The sequence below is a fragment of the Megasphaera vaginalis (ex Srinivasan et al. 2021) genome (genome assembly GCF_000478965.1).
Lineage (GTDB): Bacteria > Bacillota > Negativicutes > Veillonellales > Megasphaeraceae > Megasphaera > Megasphaera vaginalis.
Genome location: NZ_AWXA01000051.1, coordinates 84,812 through 106,107, shown reverse-complemented (window position 1 = coordinate 106,107; position 21,296 = coordinate 84,812). Strand labels below are relative to the sequence as shown.

Below are 21,296 nucleotides of genomic sequence, written 5' to 3'. Positions count from 1 at the left end.
TTTTTTTCGTTATTTGATTATCTGCTGCTCGACAATGATTGTTTGTTTCAGGAGATTGAACCGGACCATGTAGATAATCCAGCCGATAAATGTCGCGAAACAACCGCTGAAAAAGGTGATGCCGTCTGTTGTCGTCAGCGCATAAAAACAGTAAATAATGGAAGCGCCGGCGAGAAAATACGAAGTATTCCGATTACATACGGCGTTATCAATATGTTCTTTTTCCAAAATCGTCTTCAGCGCGGCAGCACAGAAGATATACGGGATGACATTGGTAACGACGGCAAGATTGGCGAGTAATTCGAACTGCTGCGCCAATGTCGGACTGATCGTCATAAAGGCCAGACAGGTCTGCATGCAGAGAATGAGGAACATGCCTTTTAGCGGCACATCGGCGTTGGTAACCTTGGCGAATATTTTCGGGAAAAGCCCTCGTTGAGCGCTGGTTTTGAATACGCGGGCCAAGGTAAACTGCCAGGAAAGGAGCGAGCCGGCACAGGAGAAAACCATCAATCCCATGACGACTTTACCTGCCGTGGAGCCCAGCATGGCGGAAAAAGCCAAGCCGAAAGGAGCGCTGGAAGCCAGGATGTCCCCGTTGGGAAGGATGCCGGCAATGGCATTGGTCGAAGCGACGTAGATCACAGCGACACCGAGGGTGCTGACAAAGGTCGCAATCGGTACGGAACGCTGCGGGTTTTCAACGGCGTCCATGTTGACGGCAGCCGATTCGAGACCGAGGAAAGACCACAATGTCAGGGCAATGGAATTGCCGACGGCGTCGCTCAGGCCGAAGCCGTTCGGATTCCACGAACTGAGCCAGGTCGCCGGATCAAACCAGAACCAGCCGATGATGGAGATGCCCAGAACGGGAATGATGGCGCCCCAGATCGTTACGGTACTCAATTTACCGGAATAACGGGAACCGCTGAAGTTCAGCGCGGCAGCCGTCCAAAGCAAGGCAATTGTATAAAGACACGTCTGTACAGGCGAGAATTCGGTTTCGAGGAAACCGGCGCCGTAACCGACGGCGGAAATGGCAATAGCTACATTTGCAATGACGATTGAAACTGCATAGGCGTAGTTTGCCATAAAATGTCCTATTCGTCCGAACGCGTATTCGGTGTAACCGCCCATACCGCCGGGCTTGGTTGAAAACATGCCGCATCTGGCAAAAGTCATGGCCAGCGCAAGCGAACCGAAGGCTGTAATAAGCCAGGAGATGATCGAAATAGTCCCTACTTCGGCAAGTTTTGTCGGCAACATGATAATACCTGCTCCCAACATATTGGCGGCAGTGATGAACGTCAGCTGCACCAAAGACATTTTACGGCGTGAATTTTTCATTATCAGTCCTTCTTTCATAAGCAGCCATACAATCTGCTTCAAATTTAAAAATCAACTTATTCTATCATTTATCTTCTCAAATGCAAATACTTTTTTTGTAAAAAAAATTCGGGGAAACCTTGTGTTTCTGCGGATTTAGACGGCGTTTTCGTAGGAGGTTGAAGCAGATGGCTGAAAAATGGCTTTATACCGCATAGTTTGAAAATTTTCTGCCGGCGGGACCGAACGGGAAGCGTATTACCGTTGGTGTTTTGATATGATACAAGTAGCCGATATTACATATAGGAATATATAAACGGAAGGTAAATAGAGCGTGTTGGCATAATATGTTATTATAGGTATCCTGATTGCCGGCCTTTCGCGAAGGAGCCGGTACTTCTGCAGGCGACAGCGGCAGACCGATGCTTGACGGCGCGCGGTTGCGACCGGTAAATAGCCGAACGCCATCGGCATGGCGGGCACTTTTGCGGCAATTCGGGCCGTGGCGGCAGGAAAAAGAGAGGGCAGTTTGTCGGGGTCAATTGCGTTCAGCCCGAAGATGGAGTACAATTGCTCCAACAGAGGTAATTAACGACGCGCTTCTGTCGGCGATCTGTCCCGAACAGCGATGAAGCGGCAGTGCGGCGGTGCGGCACCAGGAGGGAAGCGCCCGGCTTATCCGTTACGGCCGTCGCCGCCGGTTGCTGCGGAGTTGACAGGTGTTTCTGTCAGCGGTGGAGCGTCGTTTAGGGGGAGAGGGCAATAGATGGGGGAAGAAAATAAGGTATCCAAATATTTGTTTTTGGTGAGTATGGTCATTTTCGGCACAATCGGTATCTTTCGCCGCCTGCTGCCTATCGATTCAGTTATGCTGGTCTTCCTGCGCGGCGCCGGAGGTGCTTTGGTTCTGACGTTATTTCTGTTGATTTGCAGGCGCCATCCCGATTTCGACGGTATTCGGAGAAATTTGGCAAAGCTGACCGTTTCCGGTATCTTTCTGGGACTTAACTGGATTTTTCTTTTTGAATCGTATACGTATACGACAGTTGCTACGGCGACCCTTTGTTACTACATGTCTCCTGTTTTTCTTATTATCGCTTCGGTATTTTTCTTGCATGAGACCATGAGTTTGCCGAAGGGGTTCTGTGTTTTGCTTGCGATTATCGGCATGGTGTTTGTTTCCGGCGTTCCTGAAAGCGGTATTCCCCAAGCCGCCGAACTGCGCGGCGTCGTTTGCGGGCTGGCTGCCGCCGTCTTTTACACGGCGATGATCATGACCAACAAAATGATTCACCACATCGGCGCCTATGACAAGACGATCGTTCAGTTGGCGGTGGCCGCAGTTGCGCTGATACCGTATTTGACGGTTACGCAAGGCTGGTCATCTTTCCAACTGACGGGACTGACGTTGGTTTTGCTGGCCGTCGTTATCATTGTCCATACAGGCATTGCCTGCGCCATCTACTTCAGCACGATGGAATCGTTGAAGGCGCAAACGATCGCCGTGTTCAGTTACGTCGATCCGATTACGGCGATCTTGCTGTCGGCGCTGCTTCTGCATGAACCGATGAGTCTTCTTAACGGGATCGGCGCCGTCATGGTCTTGGGAGCGGCTGTTCTTTGTGACAAGTGCTCATGACATATAGTTTCTGTTTGTGTTGCGAAAGGAGTCTGGCCTATGAAAACGATTATGGCATTTTACTTAAACGGTTGTCCTTATTGTGCCAATGCAAAGAAAGCGGTTGAAGAATTGACGCGGGAAAATGCGGCATATCAATCGATTGATCTGACCTGGTATGAAGAAACGGAACATGCCGACCTGTTGCCGGCGCACCCCTATACATATGTACCCAATATGTTCGTTGACGATGAAAAACGGTATGAAGCGCATCCCGGGGAAATGTACGACGAAACGAAGGCAAAGATCAAGGCTGTTTTTGACAGTGTACTTTAAAAGAGCGCTATTGCGTGCAGAGAGGTGGTGCGGCTGTATGGTCAAGGGCAAGACGTATCTCCTGGCAGGCTTTGCCGGATTGCTTTTGCTTCAAGGAACGACGGCTGCCGATGTTGCCGGCTGGGAACAACGTGCCGTCACTTCCGGCCTTGCCGGTATGTCGGCCATGCCGGCGGAAACCCGAGCCGTAGGCGGCAGCGAAGCGTTGCGGGACGCCTTGGGATTTGCGCCGTTGGCGCTGCCGGCGGAGGATCAATTTGCGGCAATTGATTATCGGGTCATTTCCGGGGTACTGGCGCAGATCAGCTATACGAATCGGACCGGTGTGCAGGAGATCATTGTCCGCAAGGAGGCGCTGCGCAACGTAGGACCGTTGCCGAACATCAGCGGTCTTACCGCGGCTGACTGGCAGTATCAGATTTACGGCGGCAGTGTCGTATCCGTCGCTGCAGACGCTTTGACGGAAAGCTATGCCGCTGCTTGGCATGACCGCACTTTCGCTTACGCAGTCATGACGAGAGGGGTGACGGAGGCAACGTTTAAGGCTGTTGTCTCCGCTTTGATCGGCAAGACGCAGGGCGATGTCCCGGCGGTGCCGAATCCTGTCGTCGTTTACGGCAATCTGGAAGAGGTCGCGTCCGCCGTCGGCTTTCGGCCGCTGACACTGCCTGCCGGCAGTCATTACCGACTTGTCGGCTGCAGCGTCATTTCCGGCGTGACGGCACAGGCGGCATATAAGGATTATACGATTAAGAATAATGACGAATTTTTTGTCCGCAAAGCGCGGTATCGTGATGTTCGAATGAAGGATATCAGCGGACTGGCGGCCGATTGCTGGCAGAAGAGGAAAATCGGCCGCCAGCAGGTCGTCGTCGGTTCATACCGTGTAGGGCCAAACGGTACGGGTACCTATGCCGCTTATTGGCGGGACGGCGATTACGTTTACGCCGCTTTTTCCCGGGAAACGACGGCAGAGCAGTTCGTTGCCGACGTGGCGGACTTGGTGGAAGCGGAAAGCGCTGCTGCAGGCAGGTGAGCACGCAGGTAATGCCGGAAACGGCGTGTTCAGGTGCAGGAGAACGCCGTCTTCCGCGGCTGCAGAACGGTTGCGGTCAGGCATTAAGGGGGTTATGCCATGATGAAAGAATTGGAATTGTTTAAAGTGGAAAACTATTACGGTTTCGACCAGTCGCTGTTTTCTGACAGATGGATGAATATCGGCGGTTGCGGTGCCGTTGTCGCCTGTGACATCAGCATTTATCTGGCCCGGCGTTTCGGGTTGGATCACGTATATCCTTTTTCCAAGGATACGATTACGGCGTCGGAGTATATTCGGTTCTCCCAGATCATGAAGCCGTATTTGCGGCCGCGTATGACGGGAATTAATACGCTTGAGGTCTGGATGTACGGATACCGTAATTATTTGAAGAGCGTCGGGGAAACGCGTATTTCCATGAAAGGACTGAACAGCGACTGTTCCTTCGAAACGATGCGCGAAGCGTTGAAAAGGCAGATTGACAGTTCCATGGCAGTGCCGTATCTTAATTTGCAGCACCATAATCCGAACTTTACCAATTATGTCTGGCACTGGTTTTGGCTGGCAGGGTATGAAGAATTTGAAGATTCTTTTATGGTTAAGGCCGTGACATACGGCACGTATCACTGGTTCTCTTTTCCCGATTTGTGGAACAGCGGTTATACGAAAAAGGGCGGTATGATTTTGATCAATCTGCCGTGGGACAGATAACGGAGGCGTACGGATGCTGTATCTTATTAAATGGCTTTACGCCTGGTTCATGCCTTTAGGATTCGTTGTCGCGGCGTTCGTCGTCGCGTCTGCGCGTTTAATCAAAAATCAAGAAAAAGGTCACAGCGCCATTGCGCTCCTGACCTTTTTTTTATATCTGTCTTCGTTGGAGCCTATCGGAAATATGCTTATTTCCTCTTTGGAGGATCGATATATTCAGCCGGCTGTGCCTCTTCAGGCTGAGGCCATCGTCGTACTCGGCGGCGGTTCGTATGGCGGCGTTGCCGACCTGAACGGTTCCGGTCAGGTCGGCGATATAGCGGCCAATCGGCTTTTGACGGCATTGCGTCTGCAACGACAGATGCAGATGCCGATCGTCTTATCCGGCGGCGTCGTTTTTGCTGAAGACGGGAACGAAAGCGCTATCGAGAAGCGGGTGCTGATAGAGGCCGGCGTGCCGGAAACGATGATTTATACCGAAGACAACAGCAGAAATACGGCGGAAAATGCGGCGTATACGATGCAGCTGTGCAGAGAGCACGGCTGGAAAAGCATTATTCTGCTTACGAGTGCCTTCCATATGCCGCGGGCAATGGGATTTTTTTCTCAGAAAGAAACGGTCGTCCGCCCGTATCCTTGCGATTACCAGGCAAGCCGGCCGCTGACGATTACCCCTTTTTCCCTGATTCCCAATGTGCAGGGGTTGTATAATACGACATTGGCTGTAAAAGAATATGCCGGTATGGGGGCGCATTACCTGGGATTTCAGTAAAAAGAAAGTAAGAAACGTAAAAAAATGGGACGTATTTCGTCCATACAGTTGCAAAAATGATCCCGATATGTCATAATAAACACAACAAATAGTTTTGATGACAGTTGAGTGTATGTTTGGTCATAAATGAAGGAGTGTTTCATGATGATTAAAGTCGGGATTAACGGGTTCGGTCGTATCGGTCGTTTTGTTTTCCGTGCGGCACAGACTCGGAATGATATGGAGATTGTCGGGATCAATGATTTGTGCCCTGTCGACTATATGGCGTATATGCTTAAATACGACACGATGCACGGCCGGTTTGACGGCACTGTCGAAGCCGATATGGAACGCAGTGAATTGATTGTTAACGGCAAACGCATTCGGGTTACTGCTGAAATGGATCCTGCCGATTTGAAGTGGGATGCCGTCGGGGCGGAATATGTCGTCGAATCGACCGGACGTTTTCTGACGCTGGACCTGGCTGAAAAACATTTGCAAGCCGGCGCGAAATACGTTGTGCTTTCCGCTCCTTCTAAGGAAGGAAAAGACGGCCGACAAGCGGATATGTTCGTTTGCGGTGTCAACACGGATACGTATCAGGGGCAGAAGATCGTTTCCAATGCTTCCTGCACGACGAATTGTCTGGCGCCGATTGCCAAAGTGCTCAACGATGCCTTTGGCATTAAGGACGGCCTGATGACGACTGTCCATTCGACGACGGCGACGCAGAAGACTGTCGACGGTCCGTCTCTGAAAGATTGGCGCGGCGGCCGTGCGGCATCGGACAACATCATCCCTTCTTCGACCGGGGCGGCTAAAGCCGTCGGCAAGGTTATTCCCGCATTGGACGGAAAGCTGACGGGGATGGCCATGCGCGTGCCGACTCTGGATGTATCGGTCGTCGATTTGACGGCGAATCTGATTAAGCCGGCGACGTATGAAGATATCTGCCGGGCCATGCGGCAGGCGTCGGCAGGCGAATTGAAAGGCGTTCTGGGATATACGGAAGATGACGTTGTTTCTTCCGACTTCCTCGGTACGACACTGACTTCCGTTTTTGATGCTAAGGCCGGGATTTCTTTAACCGATACCTTTGTTAAAGTTATTTCTTGGTATGATAATGAAATCGGTTATTCCAATAAAGTTTGCGATTTGATCGCCAAAATGAACGATTATAACAGCCGTCGCTGATGTTGCCGGCACGTTGGCAGCGGTGAGGCGGACGAAAAGACAGGCAGGAGAGACGGGTCTCCTGCCTGTTCACGTATACGGCGATTTGTCTTATAATAGAACACGTATAAAGGAGGAGGCTGACGATGAAAACCAAAAATACCGTTATGCTCGTCATCATGGATGGTTTCGGCTGTAGTGACGATGTTCATGACAATGCAGTGGCGGCGGCCGATTTGAAGGTCTTGCCGAAATTATGGAAAGAATATCCCCATTCTTATTTGGAAGCGTCGGCAGAAGCCGTCGGCTTGCCGCATGGACAGATAGGAAATTCCGAAGTCGGCCATTTAAATATCGGTGCCGGCCGTATCGTATACCAATCGCTGACCAAGATTACAAATGATATTGGCAGCGGCGCGTTTTTTGAAAAAGAAGCGCTTGTAGACGCAATGGAACAGGCGAAAGCCCATAACGGTGCGTTGCATCTGATGGGATTGGTTTCCCCGGGCGGTGTGCACAGCAGCGAACGGCATCTGTACGGATTGTTGGAAATGGCCAAGCGCAGCGGTGTGAAAAACGTGTACATTCATGCCTTTCTGGACGGCCGTGACGTGTTGCCGCGCAGTGCCGAACTGTACATCCGGGAATTGGAGGACAGGTGCGCCGCTCTCGGCGTAGGGGAGATCGCCACCGTCAGCGGCCGGTATTATGCCATGGATCGCGATCGGCGGTGGGAGCGTACCGAGAAGGCTTATAACGCCGTCGTTTACGGCAGCGGCGAGACGGCGGCAACGGCGCAGGCTTGTCTGGCGGCTTCTTATGAAAAAGGCCTTTCCGATGAATTCGTGCTGCCTACGGTGATTCATAAACATTGCTTGGAAGACGGGGACAGCGTTATTTTCTTCAACTTCCGGCCCGATAGAGCCAGACAGTTGACGACGGCTTTGGCAGCCGACGACTTCGACGGCTTTGTCAGGCCGGAAAAACTGCGGCTTTATGTGGCGACGATGACCCGTTATGAAGATACGCTGCCCGTTCATGTCGTGTACGATAAGGAACATTTGGACAACACCTTAGGAGAAGTTCTGGCCAAGGCCGGGAAGAAACAGCTGCGAATAGCGGAAACGGAAAAGTATGCTCATGTGACGTATTTCTTCAATGGCGGCGAAGAGGCGCCGAATGAAGGCGAAGACCGTATTCTCGTGCCGTCGCCGAAAGTCGCTACCTATGATCTGCAGCCTGAAATGAATGCGCCGGCGGTGACGGAAAAAGCGGTTGCCGCCATACACGAAGGGACGTATGACATGATCATACTGAACTTCGCCAATCCCGATATGGTGGGACACACCGGTGTATTGCCAGCTGCCGTTAAGGCGGTGGAAACTGTCGATACCTGTATCGGCAAGATCGCAGAAGCCCTGCGCTCCCGAGGCGGGCACTTATTGATCATTGCCGATCACGGCAATGCTGAACGCATGACGGATACGAAGACGGGATCGCCGTATACGGCACATACGACAAATCATGTTCCGTGCATTTTATTCAGCGACGCCTGGCGGGGCGGTCATCTTCATGACGGCATTTTAGCCGATGTGGCGCCGACGTTGCTGTACCTTGCCGGTATGAAGCAGCCGCAAGAAATGACGGGGCATAATCTGCTTGACGAATAACAAGAAATAGCTTGCATGACAAATAGAGTACAACAATTTTTATATAGACAGCATAAATAAAGAAAAATACGGAAATGAAGAAAGCCGACTTACGGAAAAACTCGCTATATGTAATTTACAATAGTTTCATTCTAGTATATATTTATAGCATAGGAATGAAATAATTTCCCCTTTTCAGGGAAACTAGCTGTTTAATTCAGTAAGGAGGATATGTGATGGCAGTAAAAATCGGTATTAGTGGATTTGGCAGGATTGGGAGATGTACGTTTCGTACGGCTTTATTACATCCCGAAGTCGAAATTGCGGCGCTGAATAATCGATCTGTCGGACCTATCATGGCGGATTTGTTGAAGTTCGATACGGTACACGGTACCTGGGATCATGACGTTTCGTTTGACAGTGAACGGCAGTGTTTGCTTGTTGACGGCCGCAGCATTCCTGTGACGAATGAAACGGATCCGGCCAATATTCCGTGGAAAACGCTGGGCGTAGATATTGTCGTCGAATCGACGGGTAAATTTAAGGACCATGCTTCGGCTTCGAAACATTTGGCCGGCGGCGCCAAGAAGGTCATCATTACAGCGCCCGGAAAAGAGCCGGATGCAACGATTGTTATGGGGGTCAATGAAGAAACATATGATCCGGCAACGCATCACATCATTTCCAACGGTTCCTGCACGACGAACTGTCTGGCTCCCATTGCCAAAGTGCTTTCCAGTGAGTTCGGCATCGTTCGCGGCATGATGACGACTGTCCATTCATATACGAACGATCAGCATCTTGTTGACAGCGTTCACAAGGATCTGCGTCGTGCCCGCTGCGCTACGCAGGCCATTATTCCGACTTCGACCGGAGCCGCACAGGCGGTTGCGCTCGTGCTCCCCGAGCTGAAAGGGAAATTTACGGGCATGGCGCTGCGCGTGCCGACGCCGAATGTATCCATGACGGATCTGGTTGCCGTTTTGGGTAAAAAAGTAACCAAGGAAGCTGTCAATCAGGCTTTGAAAAAGTGGGCCGACGGCCCGTTGAAAGGAATTCTTGCGTATTCGGAAGACGCTACGGTGTCATCCGATTATATCAGTGATACACACAGTTCTATTGTCGATGCCTTGGATACACGTGTCGTAGGCGATGATATGGTCAAGGTCGTCGCTTGGTACGACAATGAATGGGGATATTCGTTGCGAGTGAATGACCTGGCGGGATATATTGCTTCTAAAGGCGTTTAGCATGTAAATGCAGCAGATAAGGCGGACAATCAGAGGAGGAAAAGGAATGGAAAATAATCTTCTCGATATGTTTCAGAAGATCGCGCCCGACGTCATGAGCACGATCAAAGAAAGATATCTCTTGTTGCGCCACATTTCTGATGCTGAACCGGTAGGGCGCCGGACGCTGGCGACTTTATCCGGACTTTCCGAACGGGTAGTACGGGCACATGTGGACGTACTGCGGCGCAGCGGCATTGTTCGTTTCACGTCGATGGGAATCGAAATGGAACCGGAAGGTAAACGGCTGATGCCGGAACTGCTGGAATGCTTTCTGCGTCTGAATAATTTGGATGACATGCAAGAACGGCTTTGCCAGGCCTTACAATTGGATTCCGTGTATATTGTTCCCGGAAATTGCGATGACGACCAGACGGCGAAAGAAGAATTGGGGCGTCGCGGCGCCGACTGCCTGACGGCTCTGTTCGGTACGGTTCGTGCCGTTGCCGTCAGCGGCGGTTCAACGATGGCTGCCGTCGCGGCACAGCTGCCGCAGCAAAATGCGTCTCTTACCGTCGTGCCCGCTCGGGGCGGATTGGGTAATCGCGTGAAATTGCAGGCGAATTATATTGCCGAAATGATTGCCGCCAAAACGGGCGGTAAGTCGCACATGCTGCACGTATCCGATGAATTGAGCGCGGCGGCATTAAAGGTAATGATGGAATCCGACGAACAGACGAAGGCGAGCGTGACGTTGGCCCAACGCGCCGACGTGTTGCTGTACGGTATCGGTCGTGCCGATGTCATGGCTGCGCGGCGAGGATTTTCCGAAGCCAAAAGGCGGGAGCTTCAGGCAGCCGGCGCGGCGGGAGAGGCCTTGGGCTGTTATTGTAATCTGGAAGGTAAGATCGTATATGTCACCAATAATGTCGGAATCACGCTTGAGGATATCCGGCAGCACTCACATGTCATAGCCGTCTCCGGCGGCGCGGCGAAGGCGGAAGCCATTGTTTCCGTTATGCGCGCCTGTAAGCGCGGTGTTTTGGTCACCGATGAAGGAGCGGCTGAAAAAATCATGACCTTGATCTAATCAGCAGAAAGGGTGTATACCATGGTGAAAATAGGGATTAACGGCTTCGGCCGCATTGGCAGACAGGTTTTTAAAATTGCGCAGCGTTTTAGAGAGGAAATCGAAGTTGTCGGTATTAATGATGTCGGCTCACCGAAACAGATGGCCCATTTGTTAAAATATGACAGCATTTTCGGAACGATGCCCAATGAAGTCACGTACGATGAGCGTCATATCATTGTCGACGGCACGCCGTATCCGCTGTTTGCCGAAAAGAATATCAAAAATATTGACTGGAATGCATTGGGCGCTGAAATTATCGTTGAATCGTCCGGCGTTTACGCCGGCAGGATCAGTCCGTCTTCTCAAGATCGCCTGCCCTTGGGCGGTACAGTCAAGAAAGTCATTATTACGGCGCCGTCGACAATCGACGACATTACCATCGTTCTCGGCGTTAACGAAGATAAGTACGAGCCGCAGAAACACCATGTCATTTCCGGCGCATCCTGCACGACCGGCGGCTTGGCGGCGATTTATAAGCTGATGAATGACACGTACGGCATTAAACGCGGCATGACGACGTCGGTTCATTCCTATACAAATGACCAGAAAATTTTGGACGTCTCTCACCGCGATTTGCGGCGGGCCCGCGCTGCCGGCATGTCGATCATTCCGACAACAACCGGTGCGGCCGAGGCGATTGCCAAGGTGTTGCCGGAATGCAAAAATAAATTGGTTTGCCACGCTGTGCGCGTGCCGACGCCGGATGTTTCCGTCATTGATATCGTCTTGGAACTGGCGACGGGCGGCGTGACGGCCGAAGCTGTTAATGAAACGTTTAAAGCCGCGGCGGCAGGCGCCTATAAAGGAATTCTTGCCGTCAGTGAAGAGGAACTGGTTTCTGTCGATTACAGAGGCAATGAAAATACGGCTACCATTGATCTGCCGTTGACGCTTACGATGGAGGGCGGCATGGTCAAGATTGTTGCCTGGTATGATAATGAATGGGGATATTCCCGCCGCATCATTGACCTGATCCGTCTGCTTGTGTCCAGAGGCTTATAAAAAAGCCGGTACTGCAAAACTCGACAGGCAGCGTATAAGAGGATATGGAGGATATTGTTTATGAAAAAAATGATTACTGATATCGATGTAACAGGTAAAAAAGTATTTGTTCGCGCCGACTTCAATGTGCCCTTAGATGAAAACGGCGTTATTACGGATGATACCCGTATTCAGAAAACGCTGCCGACAATCCGGTACTTGCTGGATCATCGGGCTGCCGTCATTTTAGCCAGTCATCTCGGCAGACCGAAGGGAGAGGCCAAGCCGGAGTTTTCTCTTCGCCCCGTGGCCGGCCGGCTGTCCGAGCTCTTGGGATTTACCGTGAAAATGGCGCCCGATTGCATCGGCGGCGAAACAGAAACGTTGGCGGCGGCGCTGCAGCCCGGTGAGGTGCTGTTGTTGGAAAATTTGCGTTATCATCGGGAAGAGGAAAAGAATGACGCCGGCTTTGCGCAGGCTTTGGCCGGGCTAGCCGATATCGGCATCAACGACGCTTTCGGCTGTTGCCACAGGGCGCATGCTTCCGTTGCCGGGATCGCTGATTTTCTGCCAATGGCGGCAGGTTTCTTATTGGCTAAAGAAATACGCTTTATCGGCGGCGCCGTAGATGATCCGCAGCATCCTTTTGCGGCTGTTATCGGCGGTGCCAAGGTTTCCGATAAGATTGAAGTCATCTCTAATTTGCTGCCGAAAGTTGACGTCATGATCATCGGCGGCGGCATGGCCAATACTTTTTTAGCGGCGCAGGGCTATAGCGTCGGCAAATCGCTGGTTGAAACGGACAAGATCGAATTGGCAAAATCGCTGCTCGCTGAAGCGGCAAAGACAAATACGACGCTGCTGCTGCCTTCCGATGTAACGGTGGCATCCGCCTTTTCCGCCGCTGCCGATTACCGTGTCGTGGCGCGCGACGCCGTTCCGGAAGATTGGATGATTCTCGATATCGGGCCCGAAAGCTGTGCCGCTTTTGCCGAGGCACTGGCGGCAATGAAGCTTATCGTCTGGAACGGGCCGATGGGCGTTTTTGAAATGGAGCCGTTTGCCAAGGGGACTGTTGCCGTAGCCCAAGCTGTGGCGTCTTCAGCGGCCGTATCGATCGTCGGCGGCGGCGATTCCGTTTCTGCTGTCAATAAAACGGGGCTTGCCGATCAGATTACGCATATCTCGACAGGCGGCGGCGCTTCTCTCGAATACCTCGAAGGGAAGGATCTGCCCGGTATTGCCGTGCTGTCTGATAAATAAAAAAAGCAACAACGTCAATGGAGGTTTGATCAGTGAGAAAAACGATTATTGCAGGAAATTGGAAAATGAATCATCTCGGCAGCGATGTTGATTCGACGTTAAAAGCGTTGACGAAGGCTGTAGGTACAAGCAGCAAAGCGGAGATCGTTATCGCTCCTGTTTTTCCTTATCTGGCGTCGGCAGTTGCCTTGACCAAGGGGACGCCTGTTCGAATTGCGGCGCAGAATATGCATTGGAAAGACAAGGGAGCCTATACGGGCGAAGTTTCGCCGGCCATGCTCGTTGACCTCGGCGTATCCCATGTCATTATCGGTCATTCTGAACGCCGCATGGATTGCAATGAACGTGATGCGACTGTCAACTTGAAAGTGAAAGCCGCTTTGGCTCACGGACTGACGCCGATCATGTGCTGCGGCGAAACGCTGGAGCAACGTGAAAAAGGAGATATGCAGTCGTGGATTGAAGGGCAGATTGAAAAGGGCCTGGCAGCCATCACACCGGAACAGATGCGGTCTGTCGTCATCGCTTACGAACCGATCTGGGCTATCGGGACGGGGAAGACGGCCAGTGCTGCGCAGGCAGAAGAGGTCTGTGCCATCATTCGCAGGAAGATAGCGGCGCTTTATGACCGCGCTTTGGCTGACGACGTGTCCATCTTATACGGCGGCAGTGTCAAAGGCGGCAACATTGCCGAATTGACCGGCTCCGCCGACATTGACGGCGCTCTCGTCGGCGGCGCCAGTTTGCAAGCTGAGGATTTTATGGCAATCATCGACAATGCCGTCATTAAATAATTGTTCAACCGAGATCAAGCATGCCGAAATGTTTTTCGGCATGCTTTTTCTGTAACGACGGCGGCCATTAACATATGGAATATTAAAACGGCATATGGTATAATGCAGATTGAAATGTAAAATTTACGGAAAGTGTGTAAAGAATATGATACAGAACGTAAATTTTATAGAGAATTAGTAAAGTTTACTTGACGGAATATTCGCTAAACGGATTCTTCCGTATGATTACGAAGGAGATCGAGTGACTGTGGCATTTAACCTGAAGCCGAAAGAAGAAAAGTTTTTTATCTTATTGAGTCAGCATGCAGCGCTCAGTGATGAAGCGGCAGTGATTTTGCGAAAGGCGATTTGCGAGGAAATTCCGAAGCAGGAAGCAATGGAGCAGATCGGAGAGATCGAAGGGAAAGCGGATGCCTTGGTCACGGAGACGATGAAGCGCCTGCAAAAGAGTTTTATTACGCCGATGGATCGTGAAGATATTCAGCAGCTCATTGACCAGCTTGACGCGGCTGTCGACAATATCAGTGAAATCATTGATAAAATGTGCATGTATCATGTCGGAGAAGCGACAGACGGCGCCAAGCGGATGGCCGTCGTCATGTCAAAGGCCATGGGCGAGATCCGCAAGTCCATCGGCTATATGCGAAATGTCAAAAACGACTATTTGAAGATCGAAGCGCGCAGCAAAAAGGTCCTGAAGTATGAAGGGCAATGCGACGATTTGTATCATGAAGAAATGGCCAAGTTATTTGAAGAATGCACGGATCCGGTTGAGATTATAAAATGGAAGGAAATATTTCAATCGATCGAAGACGTTACCGATGATTGTGAACGATTGGTCATTACCTTCAGAAGGGTCGTTCTGAAATATGCCTGATAATTGGTTAATATGGGCAGTCGTTTTATTTGCTGTTCTCTTTGATTATATCAACGGTTTTCACGATACGGCCAATGCCATTGCGACCAGTGTGTCGACGCGGGCTATCTCGCCCCGTCATGCAGTCGTGATGGCTGCTGTTCTTAATTTTTGCGGGGCCATGGTCAGTACCGGTGTCGCTAAGACAATTGGCGGCGATCTTGTCCTGAATCCGGCGCAGATCAGTCTGGAAGTCATTATTGCGGCTCTCATCGGCTCCATTATCTGGAATATACTGACTTGGTATTATCGGCTGCCCAGCAGCTCGTCCCACTCCCTTGTCGGCGGTGTTATCGGCGCCGTCTGCATCAGTGTCGGGCCTGCGGCGCTTGATACCGGCGGCATTGGAAAAATCGTGTTATCGCTGATTTTGTCTCCTGTCGTCGCCTTGGTGTCCGGCTATTTTGTCATGATCGCCATTCTCTGGATATTCCGGCGCTTTTCGCCGATTGCCTTGAATCGACGGTTCAGAAAGATGCAATTGATATCAGCCAGTTTGATGGCCTTTTCTCACGGCTCCAATGACGCGCAAAAAGCGATGGGGATCATTGCTCTGGCCTTGCTCAGCGGCGGGTATATCGATACGATGGAAATTCCCGTTTGGGTAAAATTCGCTTGCGCCACTTCCATGGCCCTCGGTACGTCTGCCGGCGGTTGGCGTATTATTTCGACGATGGGGACGAAAATATTCAAGCTGGCTTCCGTTAACGGTTTTGCGGCCGATTTGAATTCGTCGCTTGTTATTTTTATGGCAACTTTTTTACATCTGCCGGTCAGCACGACGCACGTCGTTTCCGGCTCGATTATGGGGATCGGTTCGGCGGAACGAGTTCGTGCCGTTCACTGGGGAGTTGCCAGAAGCATGCTCATTGCCTGGGTCGTGACGATTCCGATTAGCGGTTGTTTGGCGGCATTCATTTTTGTGGTTATTCACTTTCTTTTTCATTAGAATGAACGTGCAGTATTGCATCGTCAATACTGCATAAATTTTTGAAAAAAACTATACTTTTTTGGTAATTTATTATATAATCCTTATAAGGAGGTATGTCCAAATGCGATTAAACCAAGCTACGGACTATGCGTTTCGTATGGTCCTTTACCTGGCTTCCAAGCCGGAAGGTACAAAAATCACAGGTGCGGCATTAGCGGAGAAACAGAATATACCGGAACGGTTTTTGCTGAAAATCATGCGCAGTCTGACTGCCGCCAATATTATGAAGTCATATCGCGGTGTTGATGGCGGGTTCGCCTTGCAGCGAGTGCCGCGGGAAATCACGCTGTTCGATGTTATCGAGGCCGTAGAAGGGCAGACGGAACTGCAGCGGTGTTTAAATGATTCCGGCGCCTGTTCGCGCGGTTGCGGCGGTATGTGTTCGATTTATGCGGCTTTTGAAGGGATACAGCGAAATTTGGCGGAACGTCTGAAAGCGATCAATTTCGAAGCATTAGCCTTACAGGAGAAGGCGATGGCCGAAGAAAGGGATGCGGATTCCGGAAAAGAGGAGCTATAGGGCTCCTCTTTTTTAGTTTGCCGCCTGTTTTGTTCCGATGGCAAAGGGGATATTTCTTCACTGACAGCGGGCTTTATTTTATCGTTCAAATGGTGTAAAATAAAACATACTATTGTCGTTTTTCAGATGGAGAAATGTCTTATGATGTATATACCGATTCAAGGATTTATCAGCAGTTTCAGGTTGTTGGATTTGTTGGATATTGCACTGGTTGCTTTTTTCTTATATAAGCTTTTCATGCTCATACGCAATACGCGGGCCGTTGCCTTGATTAAAGGTCTCCTGATCTTGGGTGCCGTTACGATTGTCAGCAAGATCCTTGACCTGCACGTCGTCAATTGGCTTTTGCAGCAAGGGATGACGGTCATCTTGGTTGCCTTGCCCGTCGTTTTTCAACCCGAGCTGCGGCGGGCGTTGGAACAGATCGGCCGCGGCCGGCTTTTTCGTTCAGGCCAGGTCATCAGTCGTGAAGAACTGGAACGGCTCCTTGATGAAATCGTAGCGATTTCGGAGTCATTGGCAAAGACGCGTACAGGGGCTCTGCTCGTTTTTGAACGAGAAGTCGGACTAAATGACTATATCGATACGGGGATTGCCATTAACGGTATTGTATCCCGTGAATTGCTCGGTAATATCTTTATTCCCAATACGCCGCTGCACGACGGCGCCGTTATTATCCGCGACAATAAGATCATGGCTGCCGGCTGTCTGTTGCCGCTGACGTCGGATCGTTCTCTTTCGACGGAACTGGGAACGCGTCATCGTGCGGCTATCGGCATCAGCGAACTGGCCGATGCCGTTGTAATCGTTGTCAGTGAGGAGACGGGGGCTATTTCTTATGCTTACGGCGGCCACATATACCGCCACATTGACGGCGCCGCACTGCGCAATATTCTGATGGGATTTCTTGATAAACCGCAGCCGGGACTGGCCAATCTCCTCAAATGGGGGGGAACAAAATGATCAAAACCTTACGCGGAAAATGGGAATTGCAAATCGTCTGCCTGCTTTTGGCCGTGATTCTCTGGTTTGTCATTATCAATGAGCAGAATCCCACCAGTGAAGGCAGTTATACCGTTCCTGTTACGGTTGAAAATCTGGCGCCGCAGTATATTACGGCCAATGTCCCGAAGACGATTTACGTACGGCTTTTAGGGCCGCGCAATACGATTATCAATGTAGGTGCCGATGACATTAAGGCGTATGTTGATCTGACCGATGCGACGGAAGGTGAAAAGACGGTTCCGATCCATGTGCAACTGCCGGACGGGACGGAATTAAAAAAGCAGAGTATTACGACTGCCGATATTATTGTCGACCTTTATGCGGTCAAAGAATTTCGGCTTGTACCGCATATGATGGGGGTTCTTTCCGAAGGGATGACCGCTTCCGGCGTGCAGATCGTGCCGGATAAGGTTGTCGTCAGCGGAGCGCAGCGTCTCTTAAAAGACGTTGATCGCGCCGTTATCGATATTCCTCTGGGGGATAAGGACAGCGATTTTTCCGTTATGGCGCCGATTCACCTCGTTCGTGCCGACGGCGTTCCCGTAGAAGGACTGAATTTGACACCGCACCACAGCAATGTCAAGGTGACGATGAGCGGCAATGCCGTAACAAAGAAGGTAACGCTGAATGTTCCCGTTTACGGCAATACCGATCCCGCCGTTCGGCTTGGCAAGGTTACTGTTGAGCCTAAGACCGTTACATTGCACGGCAGCGCCGATCTGTTGAGCGGCATCAATGTCCTGAATTTGACGCCAATCAATATTGAAGGTCTTGCGGCGGATAAAGAATGGAAAGTGTCGGTGCCCGTCTCGGCGGCGGGAATAACGGCGGAACCGGACCTGATTTCGGTGAAAGTCGAAGTCGTGCCGGCGGAGTAGAGGAGATATACGTGTGCTGAGAATTATGAATATCCGAACGGCGGCGCCGCTGACCAGGTCACTGGCGTCTTTGGCGGCGAAGAAATTGCGTTGTCAGGAAGCCGCCGTGCAGGCCATAACGGTCGTACGTCGGTCTGTCGACGCCAGGCGCAAACCCCGGGTCGTCCTGGTGTTTACCCTTGATGTGGAAGTCGTGAAGGAAGGGGATGTTCTGCGCCGCTGTAAAAATGATAAAGATATCCGGCAGCTCAAGGCGCTGCCGGCCCTTTCGATTGTCCACGGTTCCGGCAAACTGCGTTGCCGGCCGATCGTTGTCGGTACCGGTCCGGCAGGATTGGCGGCGGCGCTGGTTCTGGCGGAAGAAGGCTATGCGCCTCTCGTTTTGGAACGGGGCTACGATGTGGACAGTCGCAGTTTGCACGTGAAAGAATTCTGGGAAAAAGGCCTTTTTCGCAGCGATTCCAATGTGCAGTTCGGCGAAGGTGGCGCCGGCACGTTTTCTGACGGAAAACTGACGACTCGCGTTAATCACCTGCTGTTGCCCCGTGTTCTGGACGCGTTCGTCGAAGCCGGTGCGCCGTCGGAAATACGGTACGCCTATAATCCTCACATCGGGACGGATATATTGCGCGGCGTCGTCAGGAATATGCGGAAAAAGATCGAACGCCTTGGCGGTTCCGTTCGTTTTTGTGCTTGCGTAACGGGAATGGAACGAAAAAAGGACGGCGCCGTGCAGGCCGTTATCGTTAACGGCACGGAACGGATTGAGACGGACGTGCTTCTGTTGGGAATCGGGCACAGTGCCAGAGACACGTTTTACATGCTCAGGGACAATGACGTCCGTTTGACGCCGAAGGACTTTGCCATAGGTGTGCGGATTGAGCATGGACAAGACTGGTTGGATCGGACTCAGTATGGCAGCAGCGCTGCCGATTTGGGGCTGGAGCCGTCTGACTATGCCTTGGTTTATCATGGCGCCGATAGACGGTCGTGTTACTCGTTTTGCATGTGCCCCGGCGGCACGGTCGTGGCGGCCGCTTCGGAAAAAGGGATGGTCGTTACCAACGGGATGAGCGTTTATCGCCGTGACAGCGGAATTGCCAACAGCGCTCTTGTCGTCAATGTGACGGCTGCCGATCTTGGCAGCGCGTCGCCCTTGGCGGGAATCGAGTTCCAGCGGCATTACGAACGGCTGGCCTATGAAGCCGGCGGCGGTAATTATTTTGCGCCGGCGCAGACTGTCGGTGACTTTCTCAACCGCAATACTGCCGGTCTGACGAAGGGCCCCGTTTCCTATAAACCCGGCGTAGTCTGGGCCGACCTGCATGACGTGTTGCCCCGTTTCGTGACGACGGCCTTGGCAGAAGCCTTACCTTATTTTGGCCGTAAGATTCGCGGTTTTGATGACAATCATGTCGTTATGACCGGTGTTGAGACGCGGACGAGTTCTCCTGTTCGCATCAGCCGCGGTGAAGACCGGCAGGCCCTGGAAACGCCCGGACTGTATCCGATCGGCGAAGGAGCCGGATATGCCGGCGGCATTATGAGTGCTTTTTTGGACGGCATGGAAAGTGCTTTACAGATCATAGAACTATATCAACCTTTGGAGGTATTGTAAATGGCTAGATTATTTGGTACAGATGGCGTACGCGGTGTTGCGAACCAATCCTTGACACCGGAACTCGCATATCATTTGGGACGGGCTGCGGCATATGTGCTGGGACGCGATAAAGAGCATCCGACCTTTCTGATCGGGCGCGATACGCGGCAATCGGGTACGATGTTGGCAAGTGTGCTGGCGGCCGGGATCGCTTCCGCCGGCGGCAATTGTTTTATGGCCGGCGTTATTCCGACACCGGCTATTGCCTATCTGACCCGAAGCCATCACCTGGATGCAGGTGTGATGATCTCGGCTTCTCATAATCCGTTTGAATATAACGGGATTAAGTTCTTTGATCGGTACGGGTATAAGCTCCCTGATGAAACGGAAGACGAGATTGAAGAATATTTACTGAAGGATGAACGGACAGGACTGGAAATGCAGCGACCTGTCGGTGAAGCCGTCGGTACGATTACGTCATGGACTGATTTGCAATCAGAATATGTCGACTTTATTTGCCGCTCCACCGACGTTGATTTGACCGGTATCAAAGTAGTCCACGACGGCGCTAACGGTTCGGCTTATGAATTGGGAGCCGAAATATTCCGGCGTCTAGGCGCCGAGGTCATACAGATCCATTGCAAGCCGTCAGGCGTTAATATTAATGACCGCTGCGGCTCGACGCATTTGCAGAGCTTGCAGGAAGCGGTATTAGCCAACGGTGCCGATCTGGGTATTGCCAATGACGGTGACGCCGATCGCTGTCTTGCTGTCGACGAAAAGGGACAGGAAATGGACGGTGATCAGATGATGCTCCTCTGTGCCCTCCATTTAAAGGAAGAGGGGCGTTTGAAGAAAGATACCGTCGTCGGAACCGTAATGAGCAATATCGGCTTCCATAAGGCGGCGAAAGAACGGGGCTGTAATGTGGAGATCACGGCAGTCGGCGACCGCTATGTTTTGGAATGCATGCGGCAGAAGGGGTATTCTCTCGGCGGTGAACAATCGGGCCATATTATCTTTCTCGATTATAATACGACAGGTGACGGATTGCTGACGGCGGTGCAGCTGATGACGGTCATGCAGAAGCAAGGGAAACCGCTGTCACAGCTGGCCGGTCTGATGACGCGGTATCCGCAGATCCTAAAAAATGTCCGCGTCCAGACAAAATCGGGCTGGGATGAAAACACGTTGATCATGGCGGCCATTGCGGCAGGCGAAGAGGAACTGGGCGATGAAGGCCGGATTCTCGTACGGCCTTCCGGAACGGAACCGCTTATTCGCGTTATGGCGGAAGGGCCGGATCTGGAACAGCTGGATCGAATCGTCGATGATATTGTCGGCGTAGTGGAACACGAGATGGGACCGGCAACATAACGGTATACCC

At 51.6% G+C, this 21,296-nt stretch carries 20 protein-coding genes; 19 read left to right on the top strand and 1 reads right to left on the bottom strand.

Annotated elements, in window-relative coordinates:
• Positions 1–9 precede the first annotated feature (9 nt).
• Positions 10–1,347: a putrescine-ornithine antiporter gene (gene potE, locus HMPREF1250_RS09150; RefSeq protein ID WP_023054342.1), complete on the bottom strand. Its 1,338-nt coding sequence runs from the start codon at positions 1,345–1,347 to the stop codon at positions 10–12.
• Between the two features lie 745 nt (positions 1,348–2,092).
• On the opposite strand from potE, the gene HMPREF1250_RS09145 reads away from it, so the two are divergent.
• From HMPREF1250_RS09145 to glmM, 19 genes are all read left to right on the top strand, one after another.
• Positions 2,093–2,965 carry a DMT family transporter gene (locus HMPREF1250_RS09145; RefSeq protein ID WP_023054325.1) on the top strand — a complete coding sequence of 291 codons (873 nt, stop codon included), beginning with the start codon at positions 2,093–2,095 and terminating at the stop codon, positions 2,963–2,965.
• 39 nt (positions 2,966–3,004) lie between these two features.
• On the top strand, positions 3,005–3,280 hold the full coding sequence (locus tag HMPREF1250_RS09140; RefSeq protein WP_023054303.1) for a glutaredoxin family protein: 276 nt from the start codon (positions 3,005–3,007) through the stop codon (positions 3,278–3,280).
• 37 nt (positions 3,281–3,317) lie between these two features.
• Positions 3,318–4,316, top strand: coding sequence for a hypothetical protein (locus tag HMPREF1250_RS09135; protein WP_023054322.1), 999 nt, complete (start codon positions 3,318–3,320; stop codon positions 4,314–4,316).
• Positions 4,317–4,415: 99 nt separating this feature from the next.
• Positions 4,416–5,027, top strand: a complete 612-nt coding sequence (locus tag HMPREF1250_RS09130; RefSeq protein WP_023054370.1) for a hypothetical protein — start codon at positions 4,416–4,418, stop codon at positions 5,025–5,027.
• A gap of 13 nt (positions 5,028–5,040) precedes the next feature.
• Entirely contained in the window at positions 5,041–5,799 is a 759-nt protein-coding gene (locus HMPREF1250_RS09125; RefSeq protein ID WP_023054356.1) for a YdcF family protein, read from the top strand.
• A gap of 144 nt (positions 5,800–5,943) precedes the next feature.
• The gene (gap, locus tag HMPREF1250_RS09120; protein ID WP_036243155.1) at positions 5,944–6,972 is read left to right on the top strand and encodes a type I glyceraldehyde-3-phosphate dehydrogenase; all 1,029 of its coding nucleotides are present in this window, start codon (positions 5,944–5,946) and stop codon (positions 6,970–6,972) included.
• Positions 6,973–7,097: 125 nt separating this feature from the next.
• Positions 7,098–8,621 (top strand): 2,3-bisphosphoglycerate-independent phosphoglycerate mutase, encoded by a 1,524-nt coding sequence (gene gpmI, locus HMPREF1250_RS09115; RefSeq protein WP_023054362.1) that lies wholly within the window; start codon positions 7,098–7,100, stop codon positions 8,619–8,621.
• Between the two features lie 215 nt (positions 8,622–8,836).
• A complete protein-coding gene (gap, locus tag HMPREF1250_RS09110) occupies positions 8,837–9,850 on the top strand; it encodes a type I glyceraldehyde-3-phosphate dehydrogenase (RefSeq protein WP_023054312.1) in 1,014 nt (337 codons plus the stop codon).
• Positions 9,851–9,896: 46 nt separating this feature from the next.
• Positions 9,897–10,919 carry a sugar-binding transcriptional regulator gene (locus HMPREF1250_RS09105; RefSeq protein ID WP_023054282.1) on the top strand — a complete coding sequence of 341 codons (1,023 nt, stop codon included), beginning with the start codon at positions 9,897–9,899 and terminating at the stop codon, positions 10,917–10,919.
• 21 nt (positions 10,920–10,940) lie between these two features.
• The gene (gene gap, locus HMPREF1250_RS09100) at positions 10,941–11,963 is read left to right on the top strand and encodes a type I glyceraldehyde-3-phosphate dehydrogenase (RefSeq protein ID WP_036243152.1); all 1,023 of its coding nucleotides are present in this window, start codon (positions 10,941–10,943) and stop codon (positions 11,961–11,963) included.
• 60 nt (positions 11,964–12,023) lie between these two features.
• The gene (locus HMPREF1250_RS09095; RefSeq protein ID WP_023054377.1) at positions 12,024–13,205 is read left to right on the top strand and encodes a phosphoglycerate kinase; all 1,182 of its coding nucleotides are present in this window, start codon (positions 12,024–12,026) and stop codon (positions 13,203–13,205) included.
• 32 nt (positions 13,206–13,237) lie between these two features.
• On the top strand, positions 13,238–13,999 hold the full coding sequence (tpiA, locus tag HMPREF1250_RS09090) for a triose-phosphate isomerase (protein WP_023054295.1): 762 nt from the start codon (positions 13,238–13,240) through the stop codon (positions 13,997–13,999).
• 247 nt (positions 14,000–14,246) lie between these two features.
• Complete coding sequence (locus HMPREF1250_RS09085) at positions 14,247–14,876, top strand: DUF47 domain-containing protein (RefSeq protein ID WP_023054331.1); 630 nt, start codon at positions 14,247–14,249, stop codon at positions 14,874–14,876.
• On the top strand, positions 14,869–15,864 hold the full coding sequence (locus HMPREF1250_RS09080) for an inorganic phosphate transporter (RefSeq protein WP_023054373.1): 996 nt from the start codon (positions 14,869–14,871) through the stop codon (positions 15,862–15,864). Before HMPREF1250_RS09085 ends, HMPREF1250_RS09080 begins: the two co-directional genes overlap by 8 nt.
• A 103-nt stretch (positions 15,865–15,967) precedes the next feature.
• Positions 15,968–16,426 carry an RrF2 family transcriptional regulator gene (locus HMPREF1250_RS09075; RefSeq protein WP_023054354.1) on the top strand — a complete coding sequence of 153 codons (459 nt, stop codon included), beginning with the start codon at positions 15,968–15,970 and terminating at the stop codon, positions 16,424–16,426.
• Between the two features lie 144 nt (positions 16,427–16,570).
• Complete coding sequence (gene cdaA / locus HMPREF1250_RS09070; protein WP_036243175.1) at positions 16,571–17,389, top strand: diadenylate cyclase CdaA; 819 nt, start codon at positions 16,571–16,573, stop codon at positions 17,387–17,389.
• A complete protein-coding gene (locus HMPREF1250_RS09065) occupies positions 17,386–18,309 on the top strand; it encodes a YbbR-like domain-containing protein (RefSeq protein WP_023054318.1) in 924 nt (307 codons plus the stop codon). The genes cdaA and HMPREF1250_RS09065 overlap by 4 nt, the downstream gene beginning before the upstream one ends.
• 13 nt (positions 18,310–18,322) lie before the next feature.
• Positions 18,323–19,927 carry an NAD(P)/FAD-dependent oxidoreductase gene (locus tag HMPREF1250_RS09060; RefSeq protein ID WP_023054319.1) on the top strand — a complete coding sequence of 535 codons (1,605 nt, stop codon included), beginning with the start codon at positions 18,323–18,325 and terminating at the stop codon, positions 19,925–19,927.
• Positions 19,928–21,286, top strand: a complete 1,359-nt coding sequence (gene glmM / locus HMPREF1250_RS09055) for a phosphoglucosamine mutase (protein WP_023054351.1) — start codon at positions 19,928–19,930, stop codon at positions 21,284–21,286.
• Positions 21,287–21,296: the final 10 nt, after the last annotated feature.